Annotated in this window: 23 protein-coding genes and 1 pseudogene; 6 read left to right on the forward strand and 18 right to left on the reverse strand. The window is 34.4% G+C overall.

Annotated features, from left to right (window positions below; all coding sequences use genetic code 11):
* Positions 1-21: 21 nt before the first annotated feature.
* The 6 genes from fumC to C568_RS0119330 all read right to left on the reverse strand — a co-directional run bounded on the left by fumC (position 22) and on the right by C568_RS0119330 (position 7,233).
* Positions 22-1,410 (reverse strand): class II fumarate hydratase, encoded by a 1,389-nt coding sequence (fumC, locus tag C568_RS0119305; protein WP_018782480.1) that lies wholly within the window; start codon positions 1,408-1,410, stop codon positions 22-24.
* 108 nt (positions 1,411-1,518) lie between these two features.
* On the reverse strand, positions 1,519-2,304 hold the full coding sequence (locus C568_RS0119310; RefSeq protein WP_003206694.1) for a TerC family protein: 786 nt from the start codon (positions 2,302-2,304) through the stop codon (positions 1,519-1,521).
* 192 nt (positions 2,305-2,496) lie between these two features.
* Positions 2,497-3,900, reverse strand: a complete 1,404-nt coding sequence (gene nhaC / locus C568_RS0119315; protein ID WP_003196614.1) for a Na+/H+ antiporter NhaC — start codon at positions 3,898-3,900, stop codon at positions 2,497-2,499.
* Between the two features lie 458 nt (positions 3,901-4,358).
* Complete coding sequence (locus C568_RS0119320; protein ID WP_018782481.1) at positions 4,359-4,889, reverse strand: cysteine hydrolase family protein; 531 nt, start codon at positions 4,887-4,889, stop codon at positions 4,359-4,361.
* A gap of 462 nt (positions 4,890-5,351) precedes the next feature.
* Positions 5,352-6,242 (reverse strand): TIGR03943 family putative permease subunit, encoded by an 891-nt coding sequence (locus C568_RS0119325; protein ID WP_006094396.1) that lies wholly within the window; start codon positions 6,240-6,242, stop codon positions 5,352-5,354.
* Between the two features lie 16 nt (positions 6,243-6,258).
* Entirely contained in the window at positions 6,259-7,233 is a 975-nt protein-coding gene (locus C568_RS0119330) for a permease (RefSeq protein ID WP_018782482.1), read from the reverse strand.
* 187 nt (positions 7,234-7,420) lie between these two features.
* Here C568_RS0119330 and C568_RS0119335 point away from each other — a divergent pair, with 187 nt between their 5' ends.
* Positions 7,421-8,608: a GTP-binding protein gene (locus tag C568_RS0119335; RefSeq protein WP_018782483.1), complete on the forward strand. Its 1,188-nt coding sequence runs from the start codon at positions 7,421-7,423 to the stop codon at positions 8,606-8,608.
* Positions 8,609-8,693: 85 nt separating this feature from the next.
* On the opposite strand, the gene C568_RS0119340 is transcribed toward C568_RS0119335, so the two are convergent.
* Complete coding sequence (locus tag C568_RS0119340) at positions 8,694-9,008, reverse strand: DUF3784 domain-containing protein (protein ID WP_003196606.1); 315 nt, start codon at positions 9,006-9,008, stop codon at positions 8,694-8,696.
* 157 nt (positions 9,009-9,165) lie between these two features.
* Here C568_RS0119340 and C568_RS0119345 point away from each other — a divergent pair, with 157 nt between their 5' ends.
* Entirely contained in the window at positions 9,166-10,131 is a 966-nt protein-coding gene (locus C568_RS0119345; RefSeq protein WP_003196604.1) for a DMT family transporter, read from the forward strand.
* A 16-nt stretch (positions 10,132-10,147) separates the two neighbouring features.
* Positions 10,148-10,819 carry a GntR family transcriptional regulator gene (locus C568_RS0119350; RefSeq protein WP_006094393.1) on the forward strand — a complete coding sequence of 224 codons (672 nt, stop codon included), beginning with the start codon at positions 10,148-10,150 and terminating at the stop codon, positions 10,817-10,819.
* Between the two features lie 62 nt (positions 10,820-10,881).
* On the opposite strand, the gene fbpA is transcribed toward C568_RS0119350, so the two are convergent.
* From fbpA to C568_RS0119375, 5 genes and pseudogenes are all read right to left on the reverse strand, one after another.
* Positions 10,882-11,052, reverse strand: coding sequence for a Fur-regulated basic protein FbpA (gene fbpA / locus C568_RS0119355; protein ID WP_003196601.1), 171 nt, complete (start codon positions 11,050-11,052; stop codon positions 10,882-10,884).
* A 191-nt stretch (positions 11,053-11,243) separates the two neighbouring features.
* Positions 11,244-12,073 (reverse strand): annotated as a pseudogene (locus C568_RS34345) (cation diffusion facilitator family transporter).
* Between the two features lie 279 nt (positions 12,074-12,352).
* A complete protein-coding gene (locus C568_RS0119365) occupies positions 12,353-13,453 on the reverse strand; it encodes a DUF4179 domain-containing protein (RefSeq protein ID WP_018782484.1) in 1,101 nt (366 codons plus the stop codon).
* Positions 13,450-14,016: a sigma-70 family RNA polymerase sigma factor gene (locus C568_RS0119370; protein WP_018782485.1), complete on the reverse strand. Its 567-nt coding sequence runs from the start codon at positions 14,014-14,016 to the stop codon at positions 13,450-13,452. Before C568_RS0119370 ends, C568_RS0119365 begins: the two co-directional genes overlap by 4 nt.
* Before the next feature lie 254 nt (positions 14,017-14,270).
* Positions 14,271-15,065, reverse strand: a complete 795-nt coding sequence (locus C568_RS0119375) for a protein phosphatase 2C domain-containing protein (protein WP_018764361.1) — start codon at positions 15,063-15,065, stop codon at positions 14,271-14,273.
* Positions 15,066-15,227: 162 nt separating this feature from the next.
* Here C568_RS0119375 and C568_RS0119380 point away from each other — a divergent pair, with 162 nt between their 5' ends.
* From C568_RS0119380 to C568_RS31035, 3 genes are read left to right on the forward strand one after another with little or no spacing between them, the layout of a single operon-like run.
* A complete protein-coding gene (locus tag C568_RS0119380; RefSeq protein ID WP_006094388.1) occupies positions 15,228-15,638 on the forward strand; it encodes a MarR family winged helix-turn-helix transcriptional regulator in 411 nt (136 codons plus the stop codon).
* The gene (locus C568_RS0119385; protein WP_018782486.1) at positions 15,622-15,951 is read left to right on the forward strand and encodes a DUF3147 family protein; all 330 of its coding nucleotides are present in this window, start codon (positions 15,622-15,624) and stop codon (positions 15,949-15,951) included. Before C568_RS0119380 ends, C568_RS0119385 begins: the two co-directional genes overlap by 17 nt.
* A 14-nt stretch (positions 15,952-15,965) precedes the next feature.
* Positions 15,966-16,898 carry an alpha/beta hydrolase gene (locus C568_RS31035; RefSeq protein ID WP_018782487.1) on the forward strand — a complete coding sequence of 311 codons (933 nt, stop codon included), beginning with the start codon at positions 15,966-15,968 and terminating at the stop codon, positions 16,896-16,898.
* A 46-nt stretch (positions 16,899-16,944) separates the two neighbouring features.
* Here C568_RS31035 and C568_RS0119395 read toward each other — a convergent pair whose 3' ends face one another.
* The 6 genes from C568_RS0119395 to ucpA form a co-directional block, all read right to left on the reverse strand.
* On the reverse strand, positions 16,945-17,337 hold the full coding sequence (locus tag C568_RS0119395) for a hypothetical protein (RefSeq protein WP_018782488.1): 393 nt from the start codon (positions 17,335-17,337) through the stop codon (positions 16,945-16,947).
* A gap of 98 nt (positions 17,338-17,435) precedes the next feature.
* On the reverse strand, positions 17,436-18,020 hold the full coding sequence (locus tag C568_RS31040) for a histidine phosphatase family protein (RefSeq protein ID WP_033794541.1): 585 nt from the start codon (positions 18,018-18,020) through the stop codon (positions 17,436-17,438).
* Positions 18,021-18,154: 134 nt separating this feature from the next.
* Complete coding sequence (locus tag C568_RS0119405) at positions 18,155-19,243, reverse strand: serine hydrolase (RefSeq protein ID WP_018782489.1); 1,089 nt, start codon at positions 19,241-19,243, stop codon at positions 18,155-18,157.
* Between the two features lie 135 nt (positions 19,244-19,378).
* Positions 19,379-20,005: a cupin domain-containing protein gene (locus tag C568_RS0119410; RefSeq protein ID WP_018782490.1), complete on the reverse strand. Its 627-nt coding sequence runs from the start codon at positions 20,003-20,005 to the stop codon at positions 19,379-19,381.
* Positions 20,006-20,176: 171 nt separating this feature from the next.
* Entirely contained in the window at positions 20,177-20,338 is a 162-nt protein-coding gene (locus C568_RS0119415; RefSeq protein ID WP_003196574.1) for a hypothetical protein, read from the reverse strand.
* A gap of 165 nt (positions 20,339-20,503) precedes the next feature.
* On the reverse strand, positions 20,504-21,298 hold the full coding sequence (gene ucpA / locus C568_RS0119420) for an SDR family oxidoreductase UcpA (RefSeq protein WP_006094382.1): 795 nt from the start codon (positions 21,296-21,298) through the stop codon (positions 20,504-20,506).
* Between the last annotated feature and the right edge of the window lie 34 nt (positions 21,299-21,332).

Raw genomic sequence — 21,332 nt, forward strand, 5'->3', positions numbered from 1 at the left:
TCTCTCCATTATGAATTAAAATTATTCTTTCGGCGCAATCATTTTCTTCGGATCTACAATTTCATCAAACTGTTCTTCCGTTAATAATCCTGATTGTAATGCTGCTTCTTTTAACGTTAATCCCTCTTTATGAGCATGTTTAGCAATTTTCGCTGCATTTTCATAGCCAATATGTGGATTTAATGCTGTAACAAGCATTAAAGAACGATTTACATTTTGGTTAATCACTTCTTTATTTGCTTCGATACCAACCGCACATTTATCATTGAACGAAACTGTTGCATCAGCTAATAAACGAGCAGATTGTAAGAAGTTATATGCAATTACTGGCTTAAATACGTTTAACTCAAAGTTACCTTGGCTCGCCGCAAATCCAATTGTTGCGTCATTTCCCATAACTTGCGCTGCAACCATTGTTAATGCTTCACTTTGCGTTGGATTTACTTTACCTGGCATAATAGAGCTTCCTGGCTCATTCGCAGGAATAATAATTTCACCGAGACCACTACGTGGACCGCTCGCAAGCCAACGTACATCATTAGCAATCTTCATTAAATCAGCTGCTAATGCTTTTAATGCACCATGTGCAAACACAACTTCATCATGACTCGTTAATGCATGAAACTTATTCGGTGCAGACACGAATTGTTTTCCTGTAAACTGACTAATTTCCTCTGCGACCATCTCACCAAATTTAGGATGAGCATTAATTCCTGTTCCAACTGCAGTACCACCAATCGCAAGTTCTTTCATATATGTATTGCTATCCGCAATCATACGCTCTGTTTTTTCAAGCATACGATGCCAACCGCTAATTTCCTGTCCTAGCGTTAAAGGCGTTGCATCTTGCAGATGCGTACGACCAATTTTAATAATATTTTGAAACTCATTTGCTTTTTTCTCTAATGTTACTTTTAATTTTGTAATTGCCGGTAACACTTGGTTTTCCACCGCAATCACACATGCAACGTGAAGTGCTGTCGGGAATGTATCATTTGAACTTTGAGACATGTTTACATCATCATTTGGATGAATATGTACATCAAGCCCTTTTCCCTTTAAAATTTGATTCCCCCGGTTTGCGATTACCTCATTCACATTCATATTTGATTGTGTACCGCTACCTGTTTGCCATACAACAAGCGGGAAATGTTCATTCCATTTTCCTGCTAGGATTTCATCCGCTGCTTCTACAATCGCCTGCGCTTTTTCTTCTGATAACTTCCCTAGTTTCTGGTTACTAATCGCAGCACTTTTCTTTAAAATTGCAAATGCTTGTACAATTTCAATCGGCATATGCTCCGTTCCAATCGGAAAGTTTTCTTTACTGCGTTGTGTTTGCGCTGCCCATAATTTATCAGCTGGAACTTTCATTTCTCCTAATGTATCTCTTTCAATTCTGTACTCCATGTTTTCATCCCCTTGAAAATATAATAGCTACGCTTTTATTGTAACAGACTTCCCTTCAAATGATAAGGATTCTCACTCCTATTTATTCAGAATTCTATATTTAAAAAATTATGTTTCAGATGAATCGGGAGATAAAAACCAACCAGAAACGCCAATCGCAATTAATACGATATAAAAAATAGCTTTCCACGTAACCGATTGGGGAAAATCCTTATTAATTATTCCAACCATAGGATGTGCTAGCGTTGAAATAATAAGTTTCACACCGACCCACCCAACAATCATAAAAGCTGCCGTTTCAAGACCTGGTCTTTCACGCAATATCTTCACGAAATAAGTAGCTGCAAATCGCATAATAATTAAACCAATCATTCCACCAGTTAAAATAACGAAAAATCTCCCTGCGTCAAGGCCACCTATCATTCCTTTATTCAAGGGTGTAATTGTCAGTGTAAGGGCCACTGCTGCTAAAATCGAATCAATCGCAAATGCAGTATCTGTAACCTCTACTTTCAGAACTGTTAGCCAAAAACCACTTTTCTTTTTTGGAGTATTTTCTTCAATCTTTTTTTCGTGCTCTCCGTACTTTTCTCTTTGCCACTTCTTTTTTCGATATACTTTAACCAAACTTCTAGCAGAGAGAAACAATAAATAAATTGCACCAATCGCTTGCATCTGCCATACATTCACAAGAAATGAAATTAAAAATAATGACCCAAATCGAAATATGAATGCTCCGAATAATCCATAAAATAAAGCCTTTTTTCTATCATCTTCAGGTAAATGTTTAACCATAATAGCAAGTACAAGAGCATTATCTGCAGATAAAACTCCTTCTAATGCAATAAGAATTAATATAACTCCCCCATACTCCAGCAGTAATGATTCAGTCATATTTCTCCTCCTGTTTTTGATACTATATATTTTGCTTTTTGATAAGGGAAATATACTAATCTCATTAGAAACTGAACAACCCGTAAGTTCTAATCGAACTTACGGGTTAACTTCGTACTATACGATGAAGAATTGTCATCTTCTATAGAAATTAAAAAACTCTAATACACCAATGGAAGAGATGATTTTATATTATGACACTTGCTTCCCTTTTTCAGCATCATCAACATACCAAATGAATTTCCCTGTATATCCGTATATAACTGCCAATGCTAATGATACAAAGCTCATCCACATGAATGGAATGTATGATAATGTTGCGACCCCTAATATACCAGCCATGTAAATCCCATTATCAGACCATGGAACCATACCTGAAGTTAGCGTTCCGCCCACTTCTGAGTTACGAGCCAATATACGACGATCGAGCTTTAATTTATCATAGCTGTCTTGCATAATTTTTGGAGTTAAAATAAGTGATACGTACATTGCGCAGCCGAATACGTTTGCCAAGAAAGCGACGATTAATGTGGACAGTGTTACATTTCCTGCAGAGTTTAGTTTCTTCTCAAATTTTGATACGATTACTTTTAAAACACCGAGTTTTTCAAGTAACCCTCCGAAACCTAATCCAAAAATAATAACTGCTACTGAACCAAGCATACCATTGATTCCACCGCGATTTAGCAACTTATCAATGAAGTCCACACCTGATTCAATAGAAAAACCGTTATATGCTGTTCCAATTGCCTCTCCAAAGTGCATACCTTGGAACAGAGTTGCCCAAACTGCACCGAGAAGCGCTCCCATTGCAATTGTTGGCATTGATGGTTTTTTCATTGCTAATAGTGCGATGACAATAACCGCTGGTACAAGCATCCATATTTTAATATCAAATTGCTTTAATAAAGCTTCTTTTAAAAATTCCACTTTGTTTAAATCAACATTATCTCCACCATACATCCATCCGGCAACTGTAAACATAATACCGGTAATAATATATGCTGGTACATCTAATACAAGCATAGCTCGAACATGTGCAATAACATCTACTTTTGCCATTGAAGCAGCAAGTACCGTACTATCAGAAAGCGGAGATAACTTGTCTCCAAAGTATGCCCCTGAAAGTACTGCTCCAGCAACTAGTGGAAGCGGTAAACCAAGACCTTCACCGATTGCCATCATGGCAATACCAGCCGTACCAACTGTTCCCCATGATGTACCTGTTGCAATGGAAGTAATTGAGCAAATAATTAAGGTTGCTAATAAAAATACACTCGGATGAATAAATTCTAATCCGTAGTAGATCAATGTCGGTACAACACCGCCAGCAATCCATGTCCCAATTAATGCTCCTACAGCAACTAAGATGAGAACAGCTTCTAATCCGTTGGAAATTCCTTTTGTAATTGCATCTTGCAATTCTTGATAACGAAACCCTAACCTTAGTCCAAGCGCAATTACTAAAAACCATGAAATAAATAGCGCTAGTTGAATCGGCAAATTAAAGATCGTTTGAAAGGAAAAGACAACAGCAAGAAATAGTAATAAAAGAATAATGATTTCTGGAATTGATGGTAATCTTACACTTTTCATTTGCTTCTCTCCTTACAAGTCGATAACATGATGTATGTCGCCTAATATGTACTTTTGTATATAATGCACAAAGACAAACTATAATTTTCATATTATTCCGATTTGTTTTTTTAGTATAATAAATATACACCTTTTCTATTGTAAAAGTAGAGCGGACATTTCGCAATGAAAATTATAAAAAATATTGTATTTTTATTTATCATTTTAACCGAGAAGACCCCCCTCCTCTAAACAAAGTGAAGGTGGGGGTAGTTCAATACTTACCAAAAAGCCTTATTAAAAAGAAAGTCTAAAAAATAGATTTTAAAATAGAAATCATATGTACAATAATTATTCCATTTTCTAACATTGTTATTTTAGAATTATGCACATCGAAAAATAATATATATGAATAAACAGAAATATCTGCGCTATATTATTTGCCATTCTTAAAAATTCATCCGCAATCAAAATACCCACTAAAATCTAATTTGCTCAGCAGGTTTAACATGAGCGAACCATTGTCCAATTACTTGGTTATGATGATCGATAATTTGGGATGCAGATAAGATTGTGGAGTCGTATGTACTATGTCCATCTTCTACAAGAGTAAGATCATATCCAAGACTATAAGCACGTCTACATGTTGCATCCACACAAATCTCAGATTGAATTCCTGTCACTACAATTTGTGTTATATTTCTTTCGTCTAGCTCCTGTTGCAGATTCGTTCTATGAAATGAATCTGGGTGATTTTTCTTAAGAACAATATCCTCTGCTAATGGAGCTATAGATTTATGAATCCCCCAACCTAAAGTCTTTGGTTCAAGTGGTGAACCAACTTTCCCATTATACTTCATATAAAAAACAGGTGCTTGAGCAGATCGAGCTTTTGAAATTAACAACTGAATATTTTCTAACAATTCCTTTCCTTTATATAAAGGTTGCTTCTCTTGAAAAGAACCTGTTTGTACATCAATAATGAGTAATGCTACACAATTTCTTATCATAAAAATACATCCCTCCGAAAGTTTTCCTTCCCAATACAATTACAAAACATATTCACTTATACATTCATATTTTTAATCTATCCAAAATACGCTATCCAATTACGTATAATTGTTTAATAAAATAAAGGTGTAGAGTTTGCTGTAATTTATAAAGTGACAATTCTCTTCATCCCCACTAATTATGAGTTAAAGTAATTGAGGTTTCGGAAAAATAATATCCTGAAGACCAATCCATAAAAAAGCTTTCTTTACCCTAATGAGTAAAGAAAGCTTTTTTATTTAATGTACCAGATCTTTTCTTTTAAAATCATACAGGCTTAATACTCTTTATATATGTTTTGTAATTCTTTTTTTCGATTACTAACTTTCACAAACTTATCCATATGTCGCTTTAGAAAGAAGATACAGTGGGTATGCCTTCACCCCTCATTCCTTAGCAATGCTAATTGCTCTTTCAAATTATCATTGCGGCAAAGCATCATACACATATGGATCCTTCGGCTTTTCCACCTTTTCTACTTTACTTACTTTTACAAGTGGAAACAACGTCCCTTTATATGTCGTTTCATCTAATGTCCCTGTGACTTTCACCCACGTCTCTTCTGACAGAGTGTTTATTTCGTCTCCAGAAACAATCATTCCCCACACAGAAGCATCTGCAATACAACATGTAATGCCGTACCGAGCAACCACTGTTTTATCTCCTTTCACTTCTTTATCATTATATATAAAACCAGTAAATGTAATTTGTTTCCCCTTAAATCCAAGAACATCCTGACCAATTACATCCATCGTTTGAATGTAATTTTTATCATCAACTTGTATTGTTTTTTGTTTCAGCACATTTCTTGCTAATTCTTCTGATGACTGCCCTGATGCAGGAAGATTTTGAATCGGCTCCTCTTCTTTATCAACTAATAACTCTCTCCAATCAGAACTAACCTGTTTCGTTTGTGGCACTTTCTTCTCTACACTCTTTGCCTGTGCATTCTGATTCATTCCTCGCTTTGATGCGAGACTACCATCAATCGTTACATTCGAGAATAAAAATGCACTAACAATAGGAACAAGAAACAAGGCGTATAACAGAAAAACACCCATTTTTGATTTCGGCACTGTTTGAGGTTCACAACAACCACAAGCATTTTGTTTCTCTTCACCATTTTTCCATACTTGTACACATCCAAGAAGAAGTGAAACTGCAAAGGTCGCATATGTGAACTTTATCATTTTCGGTGCAATGAAATGGTCAATATTCCCTGTTACAAGAAGTTTAAATAACAGCATTGCAAAACCAATTAAAATGATACCGCGAATATAACTATGGAATCTTCTTTGTTCTTGATTACGCATTTCCCCCCCTCCTTAATCACATTATCAGCTGAACAACAATATACACAGCCACAATTACAATCCCAATAAACGCGAATACAAATTTCTTTTGGAAATAAGCAAATAACATAAATGTATTTTTAAAATCAAGCATTGGACCAAATACAAGAAATGAAAGAAGAGCTTTAGTAGAAAATATATGACCAAAAGATGCTGCGATAAAAGCATCAGCTGCTGAACAAAGGGATAATACATACCCAAATCCCATCATCACAAATGGTGAAATTACTTCACTATGTGCTACTGCATCAAGAGCATTTCGATCTAAAAACGTTTGAAATAAACTTGCCAAGCACGCACCAATTAATAAATATTTCCCTGTATCAAAAAACTCATCAACTGTATGATTTACAACATCTTTCCAACTCTTTTTTTGTTTTTCATGTATTGGAACTATTACATCCTTTAATACATTTTTCCCATGGTAACAGTAGTACACAACTAATCCAATAAGAAGTGCAACTAGAAAAGTTATACCAAAGCGAGCATATATAATCGACGGATTTGTTTGAAACGCATAAAAAGTTGATAAAAAAACAATTGGATTCATAATGGGAGCACTCACCAAAATAACAATACCAACATGAAGTGGTAACCCCTTTTGAATGAGCCTTCTTACAATAGGAATGATGACACATTCACACATTGGAAATATAACGCCTACAAATGCCGCTGGTAGCATCATAGCGATAGGTGACTTTGGTAGTACCTTTTGAATCATATCTTCCGTCACAAATACTTGAATAATGGAAGAAACAATAACCCCTAATAAAATAAACGGGACTGCTTCAAAGAAAATACTTAAAAAAATTGCATTTACGTTTAACCATTCTTTTGGAATACTCTTGTGCAAGTTTGATAGACTTGTAAAATCTACAAAAAATAACAAAAAAAGAAAGATAACAATGAGGATCTTACCAATTAACTCCTTTGATATTCTATTAAAAACCAACTTCCTCGCCTCCGTTTTATTCATATTTAAACGTATGCTTGTCCTCTTCTTCTATGACAAATCCCAAACATTTTTCATACTTCACTTCTATTCATAAATCGTAATCATTATGATTTATTGTTGCATTTCTCTTTAAAATTATTTATCATAAAACGCAATGATTACGATTTAACAGGAGGAATATACAATGAAAAAAATACCCATTACCGTTTTAAGTGGTTTTTTAGGTTCTGGAAAAACAACATTATTGAATCATATTTTGACAAATAGAGCGGGCTTAAAAGTAGCTGTCATTGTAAATGATATGAGCGAAGTAAATATTGACGCTGCTCTTGTGAAACAAGGAGGTTTTTCTCGTACAGAAGAAAAATTAGTAGAAATTCAAAACGGCTGTATATGTTGTACACTTCGAGAAGACTTAATTATTGAAGTAAATCGCCTTGTAGAGACAGGAGATATTGACTACATTGTTATTGAATCTTCCGGCATTAGTGAACCAATTCCTGTTGCACAAACATTTACGTATATAGATGAGACACTTGAAATTGATTTAACGAACAAATGTCGTCTCGATACAATGGTTACCGTAGTCGATGCAAACCGATTTTGGGATGATTTTGCAGCTGGTGAAAGTTTACTAGATCGAAAGCAAGCAATTGATGAAACAGATACTCGAGAAGTTATCGATCTACTAATTGATCAGATTGAATTTGCAAATGTGATTCTTTTGAACAAAGTGGATTTACTAGAAAAAGAAGATAGTATGGAACTCTATCGCCTCTTACAAAAATTAAATCCTGGAGCAAAAATCATTGAATCTTCATTTAGCGTGGTTCCACTAGATGAAATTTTAAATACAAATTTATTTAACTATGATGAAGCAAGTCAAGCAGCTGGTTGGATTCAGGAGTTAAATAGCGAACACCATACACCAGAAACAGAAGAATACGGCATTAGTTCCTTTGTTTATCGCCGCAAACGTCCATTTCATCCTGTTCGACTTATGAATTGGTTACAAAAATGGCCATTAGATATTGTAAGAGCGAAAGGTTTTTTCTGGCTTGCATCTCGTAATCACATGATGGGGCTTCTCTCTCAAGCTGGCTCTTCCATTACCATTCAAAGAGCTGGTGAATGGGTTGTAACATTACCTGCAGCTGAGCAACAGCAAATACTTAGGGAAGAACCAGAAATCTTAAAAAATTGGGATGATCAATATGGGGATCGAATAACAGAACTAGTCTTTATTGGAGTTGAAATGAATCAATATGAAATTGAACGCTCTTTGGATACATGCTTATTAACCGGGGAAGAAATGAATCAAGAGTGGGATGATTTTGTTGATCCAATTCCCCCTTTTACCGTTGTCTCATAATACAAAATTCATAAGATTACTAACTATAAAGTGATTTCAAAAACAAGATGGCTTCCTCAAAAGGTTACCATCTTGCTTTCGTTTATCATTCAGATTTGTGAGGCTTATTTATTACATTAGCCCATATAACAAGTACAATTGTACTTATAACAACAAAAATCCCATACCCAACCCCTGCAGCATCACCAATTGATTCTAGTCCAAATGGTAACAGAGCGGTAGTAATTCCTATTACGTAAGAAAAAATCCCAGATATTTTTGCAAGTTTCTCTTTATCCCCCACGAAAGTCTCTTCTTGGTATCCTGCAATGAGAAATAATCGCTTTTTTATATGAATTTGGTATCCCATAATAATGATTAACATGCCTACAAGAAAGCTGATTATAAATCCACCGATCATCAAATCCCTCCTTTACAATATTTTACCATAATTATAACTATTACATGTCTATCTTTAATGTTAAAAAATTCTGTTTATTTTTAATATTACTCGTGATATATTACATATTGTATTCAATATTTCAATTAGATTTTCTTTCTGAAAGGAGGACCCAGCTATGGATTCAGGAAGATTGAAAGGCATTATTATGGTCATTACAGGTGCTAGTTTATGGGGATTATCCGGGACCGCTGCACAACAACTGTTTCAACAAGAAAATGTTTCTACAGAATGGTTAGTTACAATTCGATTACTTATATCCGGAATTATTTTGCTCTTATTCTCCTCATTTGGCAGTAAAAAATCAGAAGTACTTGGCATTTGGAAGCAAAAAGCTGAGGCAAACAAAATAATTCTGTTTGGATTGTTAGGTATGCTTGCTGTACAATATACCTATTTTGCTTCTATTCAGGAAGGAAATGCTGCAGTCGCAACATTGTTACAATATTTAGCACCAATATTTATAACTGTTTACCTTATCTTTAAATGGAATATTCGTCCTACTAAAATCGATTTTATTTCTATCGTACTATCTTTAATCGGGACCTTTTTCTTGCTAACGAATGGATCCATTGATAATTTAGCTGTTTCAACACCAGCTATCGTTTGGGGCATTTTATCCGGTTTATCACTAGCATTCTATAGCCTTTATTCAAAGGAATTATTAGAGAAATGGTCTTCATCTGTCATTGTTGGATGGGGGATGATTATTGGAGGAGTTGGTGTAACCGTCTTACATTTTCTCTCCACGAACGAGTTTATCTTATTATCTGGCATGAAATATTTTCAGCCTAACAATCTTTTTCTCATTACATTCGTTGTTATTTTCGGCACACTCATCGCATTTTATTTATATTTAGACAGCATACGATATCTTACACCGAAAGAAACTACATTATTTGGTTGTACAGAACCACTTGCAGCTATCATTTCTTCTATTCTCATTTTGCATGTTCCGTTTCAATCGTTCCAATTTTTAGGCGCTCTTTGTATTATTGTAATGGTACTTGTACTAAGCCAAAAGCCAGATGAAGGAAAACCGAAACTACGACTTGCCGTTACGAAAAAACAAAACATAAAATGAAAGGAACTGTTCGATCATGCCTATTCCTCAAAACTATCGAAAGCAAGAAAGAGTATCTGCTAAATCCCTCGTTTTAAACCAACTACAAGATTGGATTATTGAAGGTGTTTTACAACCTGATGAAAAGATTAATGATGGAGAGCTAGCTGAAGCTTTAGGTGTGAGCAGAACACCGGTTAGAGAAGCACTGCAAGTGTTAGAACTTTCAGGACTGGTCGAGATGGTTCCAGGACAAAAAACAAAAATCACCCCTATAAAATTAGAAGATGTATCTGTCATTTATGAAACGATCGCTGGCCTTCATACCATTATTGGAAAACAAGCAATTCATCAAATAAACGACACCGACCTGATAAGACTTTCTGAAATAAACGAGGCATTTCAAAATGCTATAGATGAAAAAAATTCAAAACAAGCATTAAACTTAGATATACAATTTCATAATACAATCGTATCAATCGCTAAAAATACATATATCGAGCCTTTCTTAGCAAACATACAACTTCATGTGTTACGTCTTGAATACCTTTTTTTCCAAAACTTCATTCCTGCACGTAAATCGATTGAAGAGCACAATTTAATAATTGAGGCATTAAAAAACCAGGATGCAGCACAAATAGAACAAATCATGTCTCAAAACTGGTTACGACCAATGAAAGAAATCCAAAAAATAATCTCTATGAAATAATGAAAAGAGCCGTTTACGTGTTCTCTCAACACAAACGGCTCTTCCTTTACAATTCTATATAACTATGCGCGAATCTCGGCATATTTCTCAATGTCCCTATACTCTTTTTCTAGTTCCTCTAAAGAAAGCTCGTATAATTGTCGATCGAGAATTTTAAACACACCCGCCCCAATTAACTGATCAATTAACTGCCTCTTACGATTTTCAACAGCAAAACGGAGTTGACTACTCATCTTTTAAAAACTCCTTTCCACAATCATTGAAAATGATAATCTCTATCAATTACCACTTTGATTATAAAAGATGATATTTTAGAAGTAAAGTAATATCATGAAATATTTACCTTACAAACTGTTTGTGGCCACATTATATATATGTATGTTTCCTAAGATGGTTTATGACACTTTTTATCATCTTTTTTCTTTCATACTTTGCAAAGTGGTTCTTTATGGATAGAGTCCCTCTCTATTTCTATTTGAATCGTAACATGCTCTACATGAAAACTGTCCTTCAATAAACGTATTGCTTCTGCTAATACACTTTGTGCTTCCTCACCTTTTTCTATAACAAGATGACACGTTAAAACTTGAAAATCTGATGTAACCGACCATATGTGTAAATCGTGCACTTCTTTTACAATTGCAATGTTTAATAATGTATCTTTCACTTCTTCCACATCAATATATGAACGGTATCATGTGTTACACGCCAGCCACTTATAATGACTAAGATGGAAACGAGGATACTGGCAATTGGATCGGCAACTGTCTAGCCAAAAAATTTAATAAGTATCGCTGCAATAATTGCTCCCACTGATCCTAATAAATCACCTAAGACATGCAAAAAAGCACTTCGTACATTTAAATTTCCTTTCACATCTCCGCCTCGCATTAAAATCCATGCTGACGTAATATTAATGAACAAACCGAAAACAGCAATCATTAACATGCCATTGCTTGCAATCTCTACTGGTTCATGAAAACGGCGAATTGCTTCGATAAAAATGTATATCGAGATAGCAATAAGAACGCCACCATTGCACAATGTGGCTAATATTTCAATTCGCTTATATCCATATATTTTGTCTAAAGTCGCCTTTTTTTCTCCAATTTTAAAGGCAAGTAAACTTAAAGCAAGAGAGACTGCATCACTTAGCATATGCCCAGCATCTGATAAAAGTGCTAAACTATTCGTTACAAATCCACTAATAACCTCAGCAATCATAAAACTTGTCGTTAATATGAATACAACCATTAACGCTTTTTTATTTTGTGAATGACCATGATTATGTGAATGTCCCCTATAAATACCCCTTCAATAATAATTCCAGCATTCTATTATGCAACAAATATTACTAATTTATCATGATTTATCCATTTCAATTCATACACCACGAGTCACTCCTTTACTTAATTTCTTCGTGATTGTTAACACCAGTTCCTTGTTTCCCCGCAAAAAATATAACTATTTATTGTTTATAGTGGTTTCATGAAAAAGGACTGCCTTGTGTAAACAAGACAGTCCTTACACCTATTACTTCTTCAAATCAATCACAATATCATCTAAAACAATATCTTTACTTTTTGCTTCTTTTTTAGGTACTTCAATCTTCTTCTCTTTTCTACCACTCATTTCTACCCCGCCATGGTTTTCAGGAGTATGAACTCGCAAATTAATCCGGGGAGTAATAATTAGTTTCGTTGCATTTTCATTGAGCTTTTGAAATGTATCACTCCAATGAATATTATAGGAATCCTTACCTGATCCACCATTTCCTTCTCCAGAATAATGATTACCTAAATCATCTTTAACTTCCAACTCAACATCTACAGCATCCCATTCCTTCCTTGTATTTTTAGAAACTTCTTGATTGTAATAAAGAATAAACGTTATCGGTGACACTGCCACCTTTTCCATATTTACTTTTACGCCTTCTTTTTCGGAACTTCCACTAATTATTTTTTCTTTACTATCCATTGCCTTTACAGTAAGAGCAAAATTCCAATTCCCTTTTATTTCTTTCTTTTTATCCGGTATTTCTATTTTGTCTATATTCCATCTAAGGTTTATTTTGTCTTTTTTATTACTGCTATGATGTGTCGTTGTCGCCATACCTACATACTTTTTATCTGCAACTTTAGAAATTTGAGAACTTCCTGTTCCTCCATCAGACCCCATTATATCTAACCCACCTAATATAATTGGGTCATCTCCTAAATCTTGCTCACTTTCCATTGAATATGTTATTGATACAGTTCGTCCATCAGAAATCACATCATTGATTGTTATTTTAATCCCATTACTTTCCCTCACCATATTTAACTCAGTAGAAAATTCTTTATAATTTTCATAAAGTCCCGTTCTACCATTATCTAAAAACCGAAAAATATTACCTACAATCGGAAGCCCTCCTGCATAAGTAGGAAATCCAATTCCAAGTGTTGCAACTGACAACCCTACTAAAATAGATGCAACAGCGACACCCTTTTTCCAGTTCTTCGTTTTTTTCTTTATATATATAGCCTGTTTTAAGTTACGTTTCACTTTTTCCTTTTCAAATTCATAAGCCTTCATTTCCTCTAATTCTTTTTCATCTATATCAATGTCATTTAACAGCTCGTAAATGTCTTTCATATTACACTACCTCCTAAACTAAGATTCGTGGCATTTTTTTGTAATTTCTTTTTCCCTCGATAAATCCGATTATCTATCGCCGCTCGCGTTAAACCGAGCTTTTCTCCTATTTCCTCCGTCTTTAACCCTAGAAGAAATTTCATGATAAAAATCTTTTGATCTATAGGCTCTAATTGATTAATTAACTTTATCAGTTCATCCCTATCTTCCATTATAATCAGTTCATCTTCTATCGATTTTCCTGTATTTACATCAAAATCATCTGAGGTAACCTCAACTTCCTTAATGGATTTTCTGTAGTAATCAATTGCTTTAAACTTAGCAACCGCCGCAATCCATTTCTTAAAATCTTCCGGCTCTCCATGAAACTTGTTTGCATTATTCCAAACTGAAAGAAAAATATCATTGATACATTCGCCTATAAGTCCATCATTTTTAAGCGGAATAAGAACCTTATGTACGATTGCTTTTATTAGTGACAAATAAGTATCGACAATAAACTCTAACGCATCTTCTTTTTGTCGCTGCAGCCTTTTTATAAAATTTTTCTCATTTGATTTCATTTCGCAATTCCCCTTATTTTTTTGTAAAAGCTTTTACACCTTATATAACGTACAGGAAAATTTTTTCTCTCATATTTATAATCATTTTTTCGTTTTCACAGAGTAAATGTGTTTCCATATATACAATAAACCTTCGATACACTAGAAATATACTGAAGGTTTGTTTGCATTGGATTATTTAAATTTTACGTTTATTCAAGAAATAGAAAATGAGCTTAGAATGGATTTATCCTAAGCTCACTTTATGAAAAATATTAATCCGCATATTCTCTATTTTCTGTATCAATTGACCACCCAATGATAGTCGCACAATCTCTTCCCTTCCATTCAAGCACATTCGCTAATGCAGGTTCAATCTGAAGAGAATCTCCTTTATGCAGTACTTCAAGTAAAGATTGATCATCATCAAACGTTTGCTTATCACACTCTAGCACACCGTCTGTCGCCAAAACAATATGATTCATTCCCTTCTCTAATCCACGAACCCCAGAAGTGAAGCAGGGCGAATTAGCAGCAAAAACATTTTTCCTTCCAATATATTCATAAAATTTACGTTTATTTAATCTCCCTTTTCCATTCTGTAATTGTTCCGAATGAAATAAATAAGCAAAGCACTCTCCTACTGATAACCAATATAAAAATTCACCTTTTCGTAAACAAATTAAGCACGCAAGTTCTTCATTCTCTTGTTCACATTTCTCAATAAATAACTCATCTGTAAATAACGCTAATAAATACATATGTGTATGATGAAACGCAAGATGAACTGGATATGAGAATAATTCTTGTAATTTTTCTTTTCTTTCAGAAATTGCTTCTATTATATAATGTATATTTTTCGTTTTATGATGAGCATCAAAGATCATAACAAATTCAAATTCTAATTGCGGATCCCACCAAGCTAGTACTGCATCTCCTCTTTCATACGCATCACTCTCTTGATTCCCGCCATATACACCAACTGAAAGAGGACCACATTTTTCAACATGTATTTGGTCTAAATACATCTTTTCATGACTAATCCATTTAAATGTATTCACTTCTATCATCCTCTCTCTTGCTATTTGTATGCCTTTACATTAAGAGTACCGTATATTTCAAGAAAAATAAACTTTTTCAATAATTTTTATGCAAATAAAGGAATTTACTTCTCGCGAAACGAATATATCGTATTATAAGATATAAATAAAAAACGGAGGAATATTATCATTATGAAGAACATCAATCAAAATTGGGAAACCATTTATTATCATTTACGGTATGAATATGAAGATAATCTTTCTCACCAAGCCATTCGGATTCTTCAAATCATTTCCCGAGAAACGGAGACTACAATTGGTAAAGTTGCATCTGAATTAGGCTTATCTCATAATACAGCATCAGAGCATGTGAAACGCCTTATTCAAAAAAGATTCGTTATAAAGGAGCGAAATAAACAAGATGAACGAGTCGTTAATCTAACATTGACTACAGAAGGTAAGGAAGCGTTAACGAAACATACATTATTAGATGAAGAAAAATTAAAAGTATTAGAATCTCAATTTTCAAAAGAAGAACAGCAATTAATCGAAAAGGCTTTTTCATTACTAGCAAAGGAGTCAAAATATGCATTTCCTCGTTAAAGTAATCGTTTCCGCCCTCATCATCGGTGGTGTAGCTGAGTTTGCCAAACATTATAGTACAATTGGTGGTTTTATCGCTGCCCTTCCACTTATCAGTTTGCTTAGCTTGTTTTGGCTTTCATTTGAAGGTGGGAGCAAACAAGATTTAAGTCAATTTACTTTAGGAGTATTATACGGCTTTCCTGCATCAGCACTTCTATTATTTGTTGTTTATATTGGATTAAAAAATTCTTTCTCACTCAGTACCTCTGTACTATTCGGTGTAGGCATTTGGTGTATCGTATTTGCTTTTCAAAAAACATTTCAATCTTAGTGGAGGCTATTACCATGAATCGTTTTGTAAAAGTACGTGGAAAGAAAATAGAAGTTTGCACAATGGGAAATGGCTCTCAGACCGTTGTAATTCAAACAGGGATGGGATGTTCCTTTTATGATTGGTTCCAAATTGCAGAGAAACTTTCTTCAAATTATACCGTAGTTCTATTTCACCGCCCTGGTTATGGGAAAAGTGAACTTGGTAACGAACCACGTACAACACTACAAGCAACAAAAGAATTACAGGAACTATTACATATGTTAGCTATTCGACAACCCATAATTTTAGTTGGTCATTCTTATGGAGGGTTATGTGCGCAACATTTTGCTATGGTACACCCCCATCAGTTAAAAGCTTTGATTCTTGTTGATTCTACTTCTGTAAACTTACATCGATTAGATGAACTGGATTTACCTACCTCTGATCAAACCGATTCGGATGATATATGGCTACAAAAATATAGGGATTATTCCAATATGAATGCCGAAGCACTTCGTGCAGAACTAGACTCTACATTAAATCAATACAGTCACTTGTCACCATATAAACAAAAACAATACGTGAAATTCCTTACATCACCTTTCTTATATAAGGCTACTACTTCTGAACTTTCAGAGTGGAAATCTTGTGCACATAGAATAAAACAACTTAGAGTCACATTAAAAATACCATTAATCGTCATTGGAAGAGATCCCAATCATTCTATCGGACAAATGATTCAAGAAGGAATGCCTAATGAAGAAGCTAAAAAGCTTGAAAAAACATGGCAAGAACTTATTCAAGAACAACGTATGCTCTCCCAAAACAGCCGATATATTCTCGCTCAAAATGCTAGTCATGGAATCGAAAGTGATCGCCCTGATATCATAATTCAGGCAATCCATTCCTTCGAAGTAAGTGACGTACATGACCCTGAAAACAATGAGCATTCTAGAATTAAATAAACATGCAAAAAAGAAAGCAGCCTTCACTGCTTTCTTGTCTTTTCATCTATTCATAACCTTCCTCGTCTTCATCACCATCATAATACGAGTTTCCATTATTCACATATATAGGTCCATTCGCAACATCAATACGAAGTACCCATGCCCAAGGTACAGCTAAGCGTTTATGTAATGCCCGCCAAAACCCTATTGACTTTCTTTCATACTCCTGGAACTCCTGAAGTATATCCTTGTAGGAGGAACCGTCTAGCTGAATATTTGCTTCTAGTAAACGAGAATAGGCATAGTGCTGTAATTCGAGTTCGGCAGCAACTTCCATCTCTTCTGGTGTTGCCATACCAATAATTGTTCCATCAGGTGGCACAATTTCATATACGTTATGAACTTCAATGAGCCCTTCTGGTGGATGATCTACTAACCCCTTCTCTTTCTCAAACATGTAAACAGCCTCCTTTATCATGCATTTTTTTTATGTTACAAAAGCATACTTCTCTAACAAACCCGTTCTTTCCTGCTTTCTCGATAAAATTTTACAAATTATTCACATGATGACCTGTTTCTATATTTCAGTTTACTTTCTACTCTTGCAGTAGAAAGTAAACTCTCCTCATTAAAAGTCAATTTATATACATCTGGCATGTCGAGTGTTTTCCAAAAATGATAATCATATGTAGAATCAAAATAATTCATTATTAATACCATAATATTTCCATGGGTACCAACTACAATATTTTTCCCTTTATATTGTTTTAATATATTTTGAATACATGTAACACCACGCTTTTGTGCAATATCATTTGATTCCCCGCCTTTAAACGAGAAGATGGGATTCTCCCACACCTTCATAATTGCTTCCTCAAAATCTTCTACCGGTTCTTTACTTAGTAGTCTCTCACGCAATTCTTCTTCAATTTGTATTGGCAATTGGAATTGGTTTGCAACCCCTTGAACCGTTTGAATCGCTCTTTTGTATGGACTAGAAATTACAACATCAATTTTCTCTTCTTTTAATAACTCTGCCACACTTTGCGCATCATTCCGTCCTTTTTCGGATAATGGACGTTCTCTTTCTTCCGGTGTATATATAGAATGGGCGTGACGGACAAAATATATATGAGTCATGAAAATCCTCCTTTTATTTTCTCTTCTATCCCATTGATTCTATTAGATATAGACCAATTCCTTTCAATATTTTTTGCTGTATAACAAACAAAAGGCACTTCATGAAAAAAGCACCTTTTGTTTACATAATAAAATTATATTGTTATAACTTTTTTTCTAAATTCCTCACTCATTACTACAGATCGAATAAAATAATCTAAGTTATTCTTAAGTTTTTGTAATTCCATAGAATCTAAATCATTAGACATAAAGACTATTTCAACCTTGTTTCCTTCTTTATCTGTACCATAAAAACTATTTGTCAATACAAATGGAGTTGAACCTCCTTTTTTACCAGCATGTTCATATATACTATCTCCAACAGTCCCATTAAAAATCTTCTCAATCTCATCTTGCATTGGCTTTGGAAAAGCAGTTCTATTATTGATTTTCCCTATTAGACTCATGTAGTCTTTTGCAGTTGCCCTTACTAGCCTATCAGACCAAATACGTTGAAATTCCATGTCAACTTTTAATGGTATATTGTGTTTTTTCCATTCCACTTCATCTTTCATCCATTCATGTATTTTCAAAGCATGCTTTCTATATTCATCCATAGACATTTTACGTAACACTTCTAATGATTGATCTTTAGGTACATTCAGTTCTTTTTCTACATACCCTCTCATATATAAGGGGGATGTATATGGATAGAATGCATCATGGCTATTTAGCTCTAATTCTTTTAAGCTATTATTTATTCTTTCGAGTCCTAATTTTTCTAATAAATAGGTTGTATTTGCATTAGAACTAAAGTGAATCATACCTCGGGCTACTTCTTCTAAAGAAAGCTTTTCATTTTTTATTGCATTTCTTATTTTTGCATCCTCTAACCATGCAGGATGCGCTCCAGCATCTGTGTCTGGTACGTAGTATTTTTCTAAATCTTGTAATGGAATTTGCTCCTGTGGATTTATCTTTTCTTCTGAAACTTGTTTTGCAAATTCCACTGCTACTACTATTTTTGCCATACTTGCTAACGGTAGTTTTTTATTCTCATTCACAGTAGCTAAAATTTCACCATTTCTTCTAATCATTAATGAACATGTTTGCTCATTCTTATGCTCTTTTATGTAATCTAGCACATAGTTTGGATCTTCTTTTGAATAGTAATATTCCATAATCGCTATGATGATTGCTATAATAATAAAAATACTCCATCCTATAACCTTTAACACCTTCACTATATTGCTCCCCCTAACAAAATACCTTTTATCAATATATTCATTATATCAAATGTACAAGGGGGTTTTATGTAAAAAAATCCAGTGTTTTGCTAGAAACACACAAATGAAATAGCCCTCACTCGAGAACAAGGGCTACTCTATCTCACACGAAGTCACCTCTCCGTTTAATACAACCACTATATCAGACCGCTGTTCATCCGTAAAACGCATTAAATTAGGTGGTCCAATCACAACAGATTCTTTAATAGGTGCAAGATCCTTAGCTAAATGTTCAGCATTAACACCGTAAGCGACTTGGAATACTTCTGGTGGGGTCATTCTAAGGACATCTGAACCCTCAGCTGTTTCAAATTGATCATTATTGAAGAAGAGATGTAAATGGGCTTCTTCTGATACAGCCGTAATCCAGTGCCACCAACCCATTGGAATAAATACCGTTTGCCCAGCTTTCGCTCGATAATTTTGCAGTTGATTCGTTTCTGGATTTAAAATAGAAGTAATTGCTTCTCCAGAAACGATGACATCTAATTCCCAAGCGTTTGGATGCCAATGTGGTTCCCTCATATGACCTTTCGTCATAAAAAGATCGACAAACGCTCCTCCAATCATTGCTGGTAATTGTGTTGAAGTCACTTCATAAGCAATATTTTTATCATCTCGTTTAAAAAATATATTTTCCCGTGAGTCAAAGAAAAGATTTGGTGTCCCAGAACTTTTCTTTAAGTTTTTATTATCTGGAACATATCCTGAATTAGCCATTCGATCCCTCTTTTCTATTCCCAACATTTCATACTTAACATTGTATCGTATGGAAGAAATCAAACTGATGTGCCTATCTACTATCGTTTTTACATAACAAAAAAACATGCTCCACAATGCTAGCATGTTTTGTGATATCCTTCACATTGTTTAACTAAAAAATAAACCTCTTTACTTACCATGATGTAACATTAAATCGCCAAGTTCTTCTTCAATATGATTTAACTTTGCAATCCCTTCTTTCCATTTGTGGATATAACGTGAAACTCCAAAAACAAATAAAGCAATAATAGTAGAAAGAATAATACCATATACGATAGCTACTGTACTCATAAGTTACACTTCCTTGTAATAGGTTATACATTTATTATATTCCTTTTTTTGATGAAATAGTGGAAATTCAAGTTATTGTAACAAAATTGATTTTTCTAATTATACAAAAAAACACCCTAATGGGAGAAACCCTAAAAACATTAAGATTCCTCCTATATTTAAATATTACTCCACACCAACAGAAACTGTTTCTGGCAATGTACTTCCACCATCAATTACAATGTGTGTTCCTGTTATGTAACTTGATTCGTCAGATGCAAGGAATCCAGCTAATTGTCCTACTTCTTCAATTTTCCCTAAACGTCCTAACGGAACACCTGAAGCGATTCCATCAATAACACTATTCGGTTCATTTGGATCAGACTCATTTGCAATTTGCTCTGCCATTGGCGTCATAATATAGCCTGGACAAATCGCATTTACCGTAATATGATGCTTGGCTACTTCACGTGCTAACGCTTTTGTAAATCCCCAAATAGCGGCCTTGGTTGTCGCATAAGCTGTTTCTCCTTCATCTGCAACTAGCGTTCCTGTTACAGAAGACATGTTCACGATTTTTCCATAGTTTTTCTCAATCATATATGGCAAGACCGCTTTAGAGAAGTTCCACACACCGTTAATATTTACTTGAAATTGAAAATCACGCATTTCATCTGACATCTCTAAAAAGTTAGCAAGACGAATAACTCCTGCGTTATTCACTAATATATCAATCTTCCCATATTTTTCGTATACATCTTTTGCTATTTCTTTTACAGCTGCAAAGTCAGTTACATCTACTTCGTAACTAGCTGCTTCTAACCCCTTACTAACAATTTCTTTTGCTGTTTCATGAACCTTTTCTGAAATATCAACAAGTAATACTCTCGCTCCTAATTCAGCAAATACATGGGCAATTCCAGCACCATTCCCCATTGCAGCACCGGTAACAAAAGCAACTTTTCCATCTAATTTTCTCATTTCATAGCCCCCTTATGATTTGTAGAAAACTTTT

It is taken from the genome of Bacillus sp. 95MFCvi2.1 (assembly GCF_000374965.1).
GTDB classification, from domain to species: Bacteria; Bacillota; Bacilli; order Bacillales; family Bacillaceae_G; genus Bacillus_A; species Bacillus_A pseudomycoides.

What these genes read in the sequence shown, in the direction of transcription:
- C568_RS31035 (WP_018782487.1), top strand. Translation starts at nt 15,966, where the DNA reads ATGAATCGTTTTGTAAAAGTACGTGGAAAGAAAATAGAAGTTTGCACA.
- C568_RS0119320 (WP_018782481.1), bottom strand. Translation starts at nt 4,889, where the DNA reads ATGATAAGAAATTGTGTAGCATTACTCATTATTGATGTACAAACAGGT.
- nhaC (WP_003196614.1), bottom strand. Translation starts at nt 3,900, where the DNA reads ATGAAAAGTGTAAGATTACCATCAATTCCAGAAATCATTATTCTTTTA.
- C568_RS0119385 (WP_018782486.1), top strand. Translation starts at nt 15,622, where the DNA reads ATGCATTTCCTCGTTAAAGTAATCGTTTCCGCCCTCATCATCGGTGGT.
- C568_RS0119365 (WP_018782484.1), bottom strand. Translation starts at nt 13,453, where the DNA reads ATGAAAGACATTTACGAGCTGTTAAATGACATTGATATAGATGAAAAA.
- C568_RS0119380 (WP_006094388.1), top strand. Translation starts at nt 15,228, where the DNA reads ATGAAGAACATCAATCAAAATTGGGAAACCATTTATTATCATTTACGG.
- C568_RS0119335 (WP_018782483.1), top strand. Translation starts at nt 7,421, where the DNA reads ATGAAAAAAATACCCATTACCGTTTTAAGTGGTTTTTTAGGTTCTGGA.
- C568_RS0119395 (WP_018782488.1), bottom strand. Translation starts at nt 17,337, where the DNA reads ATGTTTGAGAAAGAGAAGGGGTTAGTAGATCATCCACCAGAAGGGCTC.
- C568_RS0119345 (WP_003196604.1), top strand. Translation starts at nt 9,166, where the DNA reads ATGGATTCAGGAAGATTGAAAGGCATTATTATGGTCATTACAGGTGCT.
- C568_RS0119410 (WP_018782490.1), bottom strand. Translation starts at nt 20,005, where the DNA reads ATGGCTAATTCAGGATATGTTCCAGATAATAAAAACTTAAAGAAAAGT.
- C568_RS0119375 (WP_018764361.1), bottom strand. Translation starts at nt 15,065, where the DNA reads ATGATAGAAGTGAATACATTTAAATGGATTAGTCATGAAAAGATGTAT.
- C568_RS0119340 (WP_003196606.1), bottom strand. Translation starts at nt 9,008, where the DNA reads ATGATCGGTGGATTTATAATCAGCTTTCTTGTAGGCATGTTAATCATT.
- fumC (WP_018782480.1), bottom strand. Translation starts at nt 1,410, where the DNA reads ATGGAGTACAGAATTGAAAGAGATACATTAGGAGAAATGAAAGTTCCA.
- C568_RS0119415 (WP_003196574.1), bottom strand. Translation starts at nt 20,338, where the DNA reads ATGAGTACAGTAGCTATCGTATATGGTATTATTCTTTCTACTATTATT.
- ucpA (WP_006094382.1), bottom strand. Translation starts at nt 21,298, where the DNA reads ATGAGAAAATTAGATGGAAAAGTTGCTTTTGTTACCGGTGCTGCAATG.
- C568_RS0119370 (WP_018782485.1), bottom strand. Translation starts at nt 14,016, where the DNA reads ATGAAATCAAATGAGAAAAATTTTATAAAAAGGCTGCAGCGACAAAAA.
- fbpA (WP_003196601.1), bottom strand. Translation starts at nt 11,052, where the DNA reads ATGAGTAGTCAACTCCGTTTTGCTGTTGAAAATCGTAAGAGGCAGTTA.
- C568_RS0119325 (WP_006094396.1), bottom strand. Translation starts at nt 6,242, where the DNA reads ATGCGTAATCAAGAACAAAGAAGATTCCATAGTTATATTCGCGGTATC.
- C568_RS31040 (WP_033794541.1), bottom strand. Translation starts at nt 18,020, where the DNA reads ATGACTCATATATATTTTGTCCGTCACGCCCATTCTATATATACACCG.
- C568_RS0119350 (WP_006094393.1), top strand. Translation starts at nt 10,148, where the DNA reads ATGCCTATTCCTCAAAACTATCGAAAGCAAGAAAGAGTATCTGCTAAA.
- C568_RS0119310 (WP_003206694.1), bottom strand. Translation starts at nt 2,304, where the DNA reads ATGACTGAATCATTACTGCTGGAGTATGGGGGAGTTATATTAATTCTT.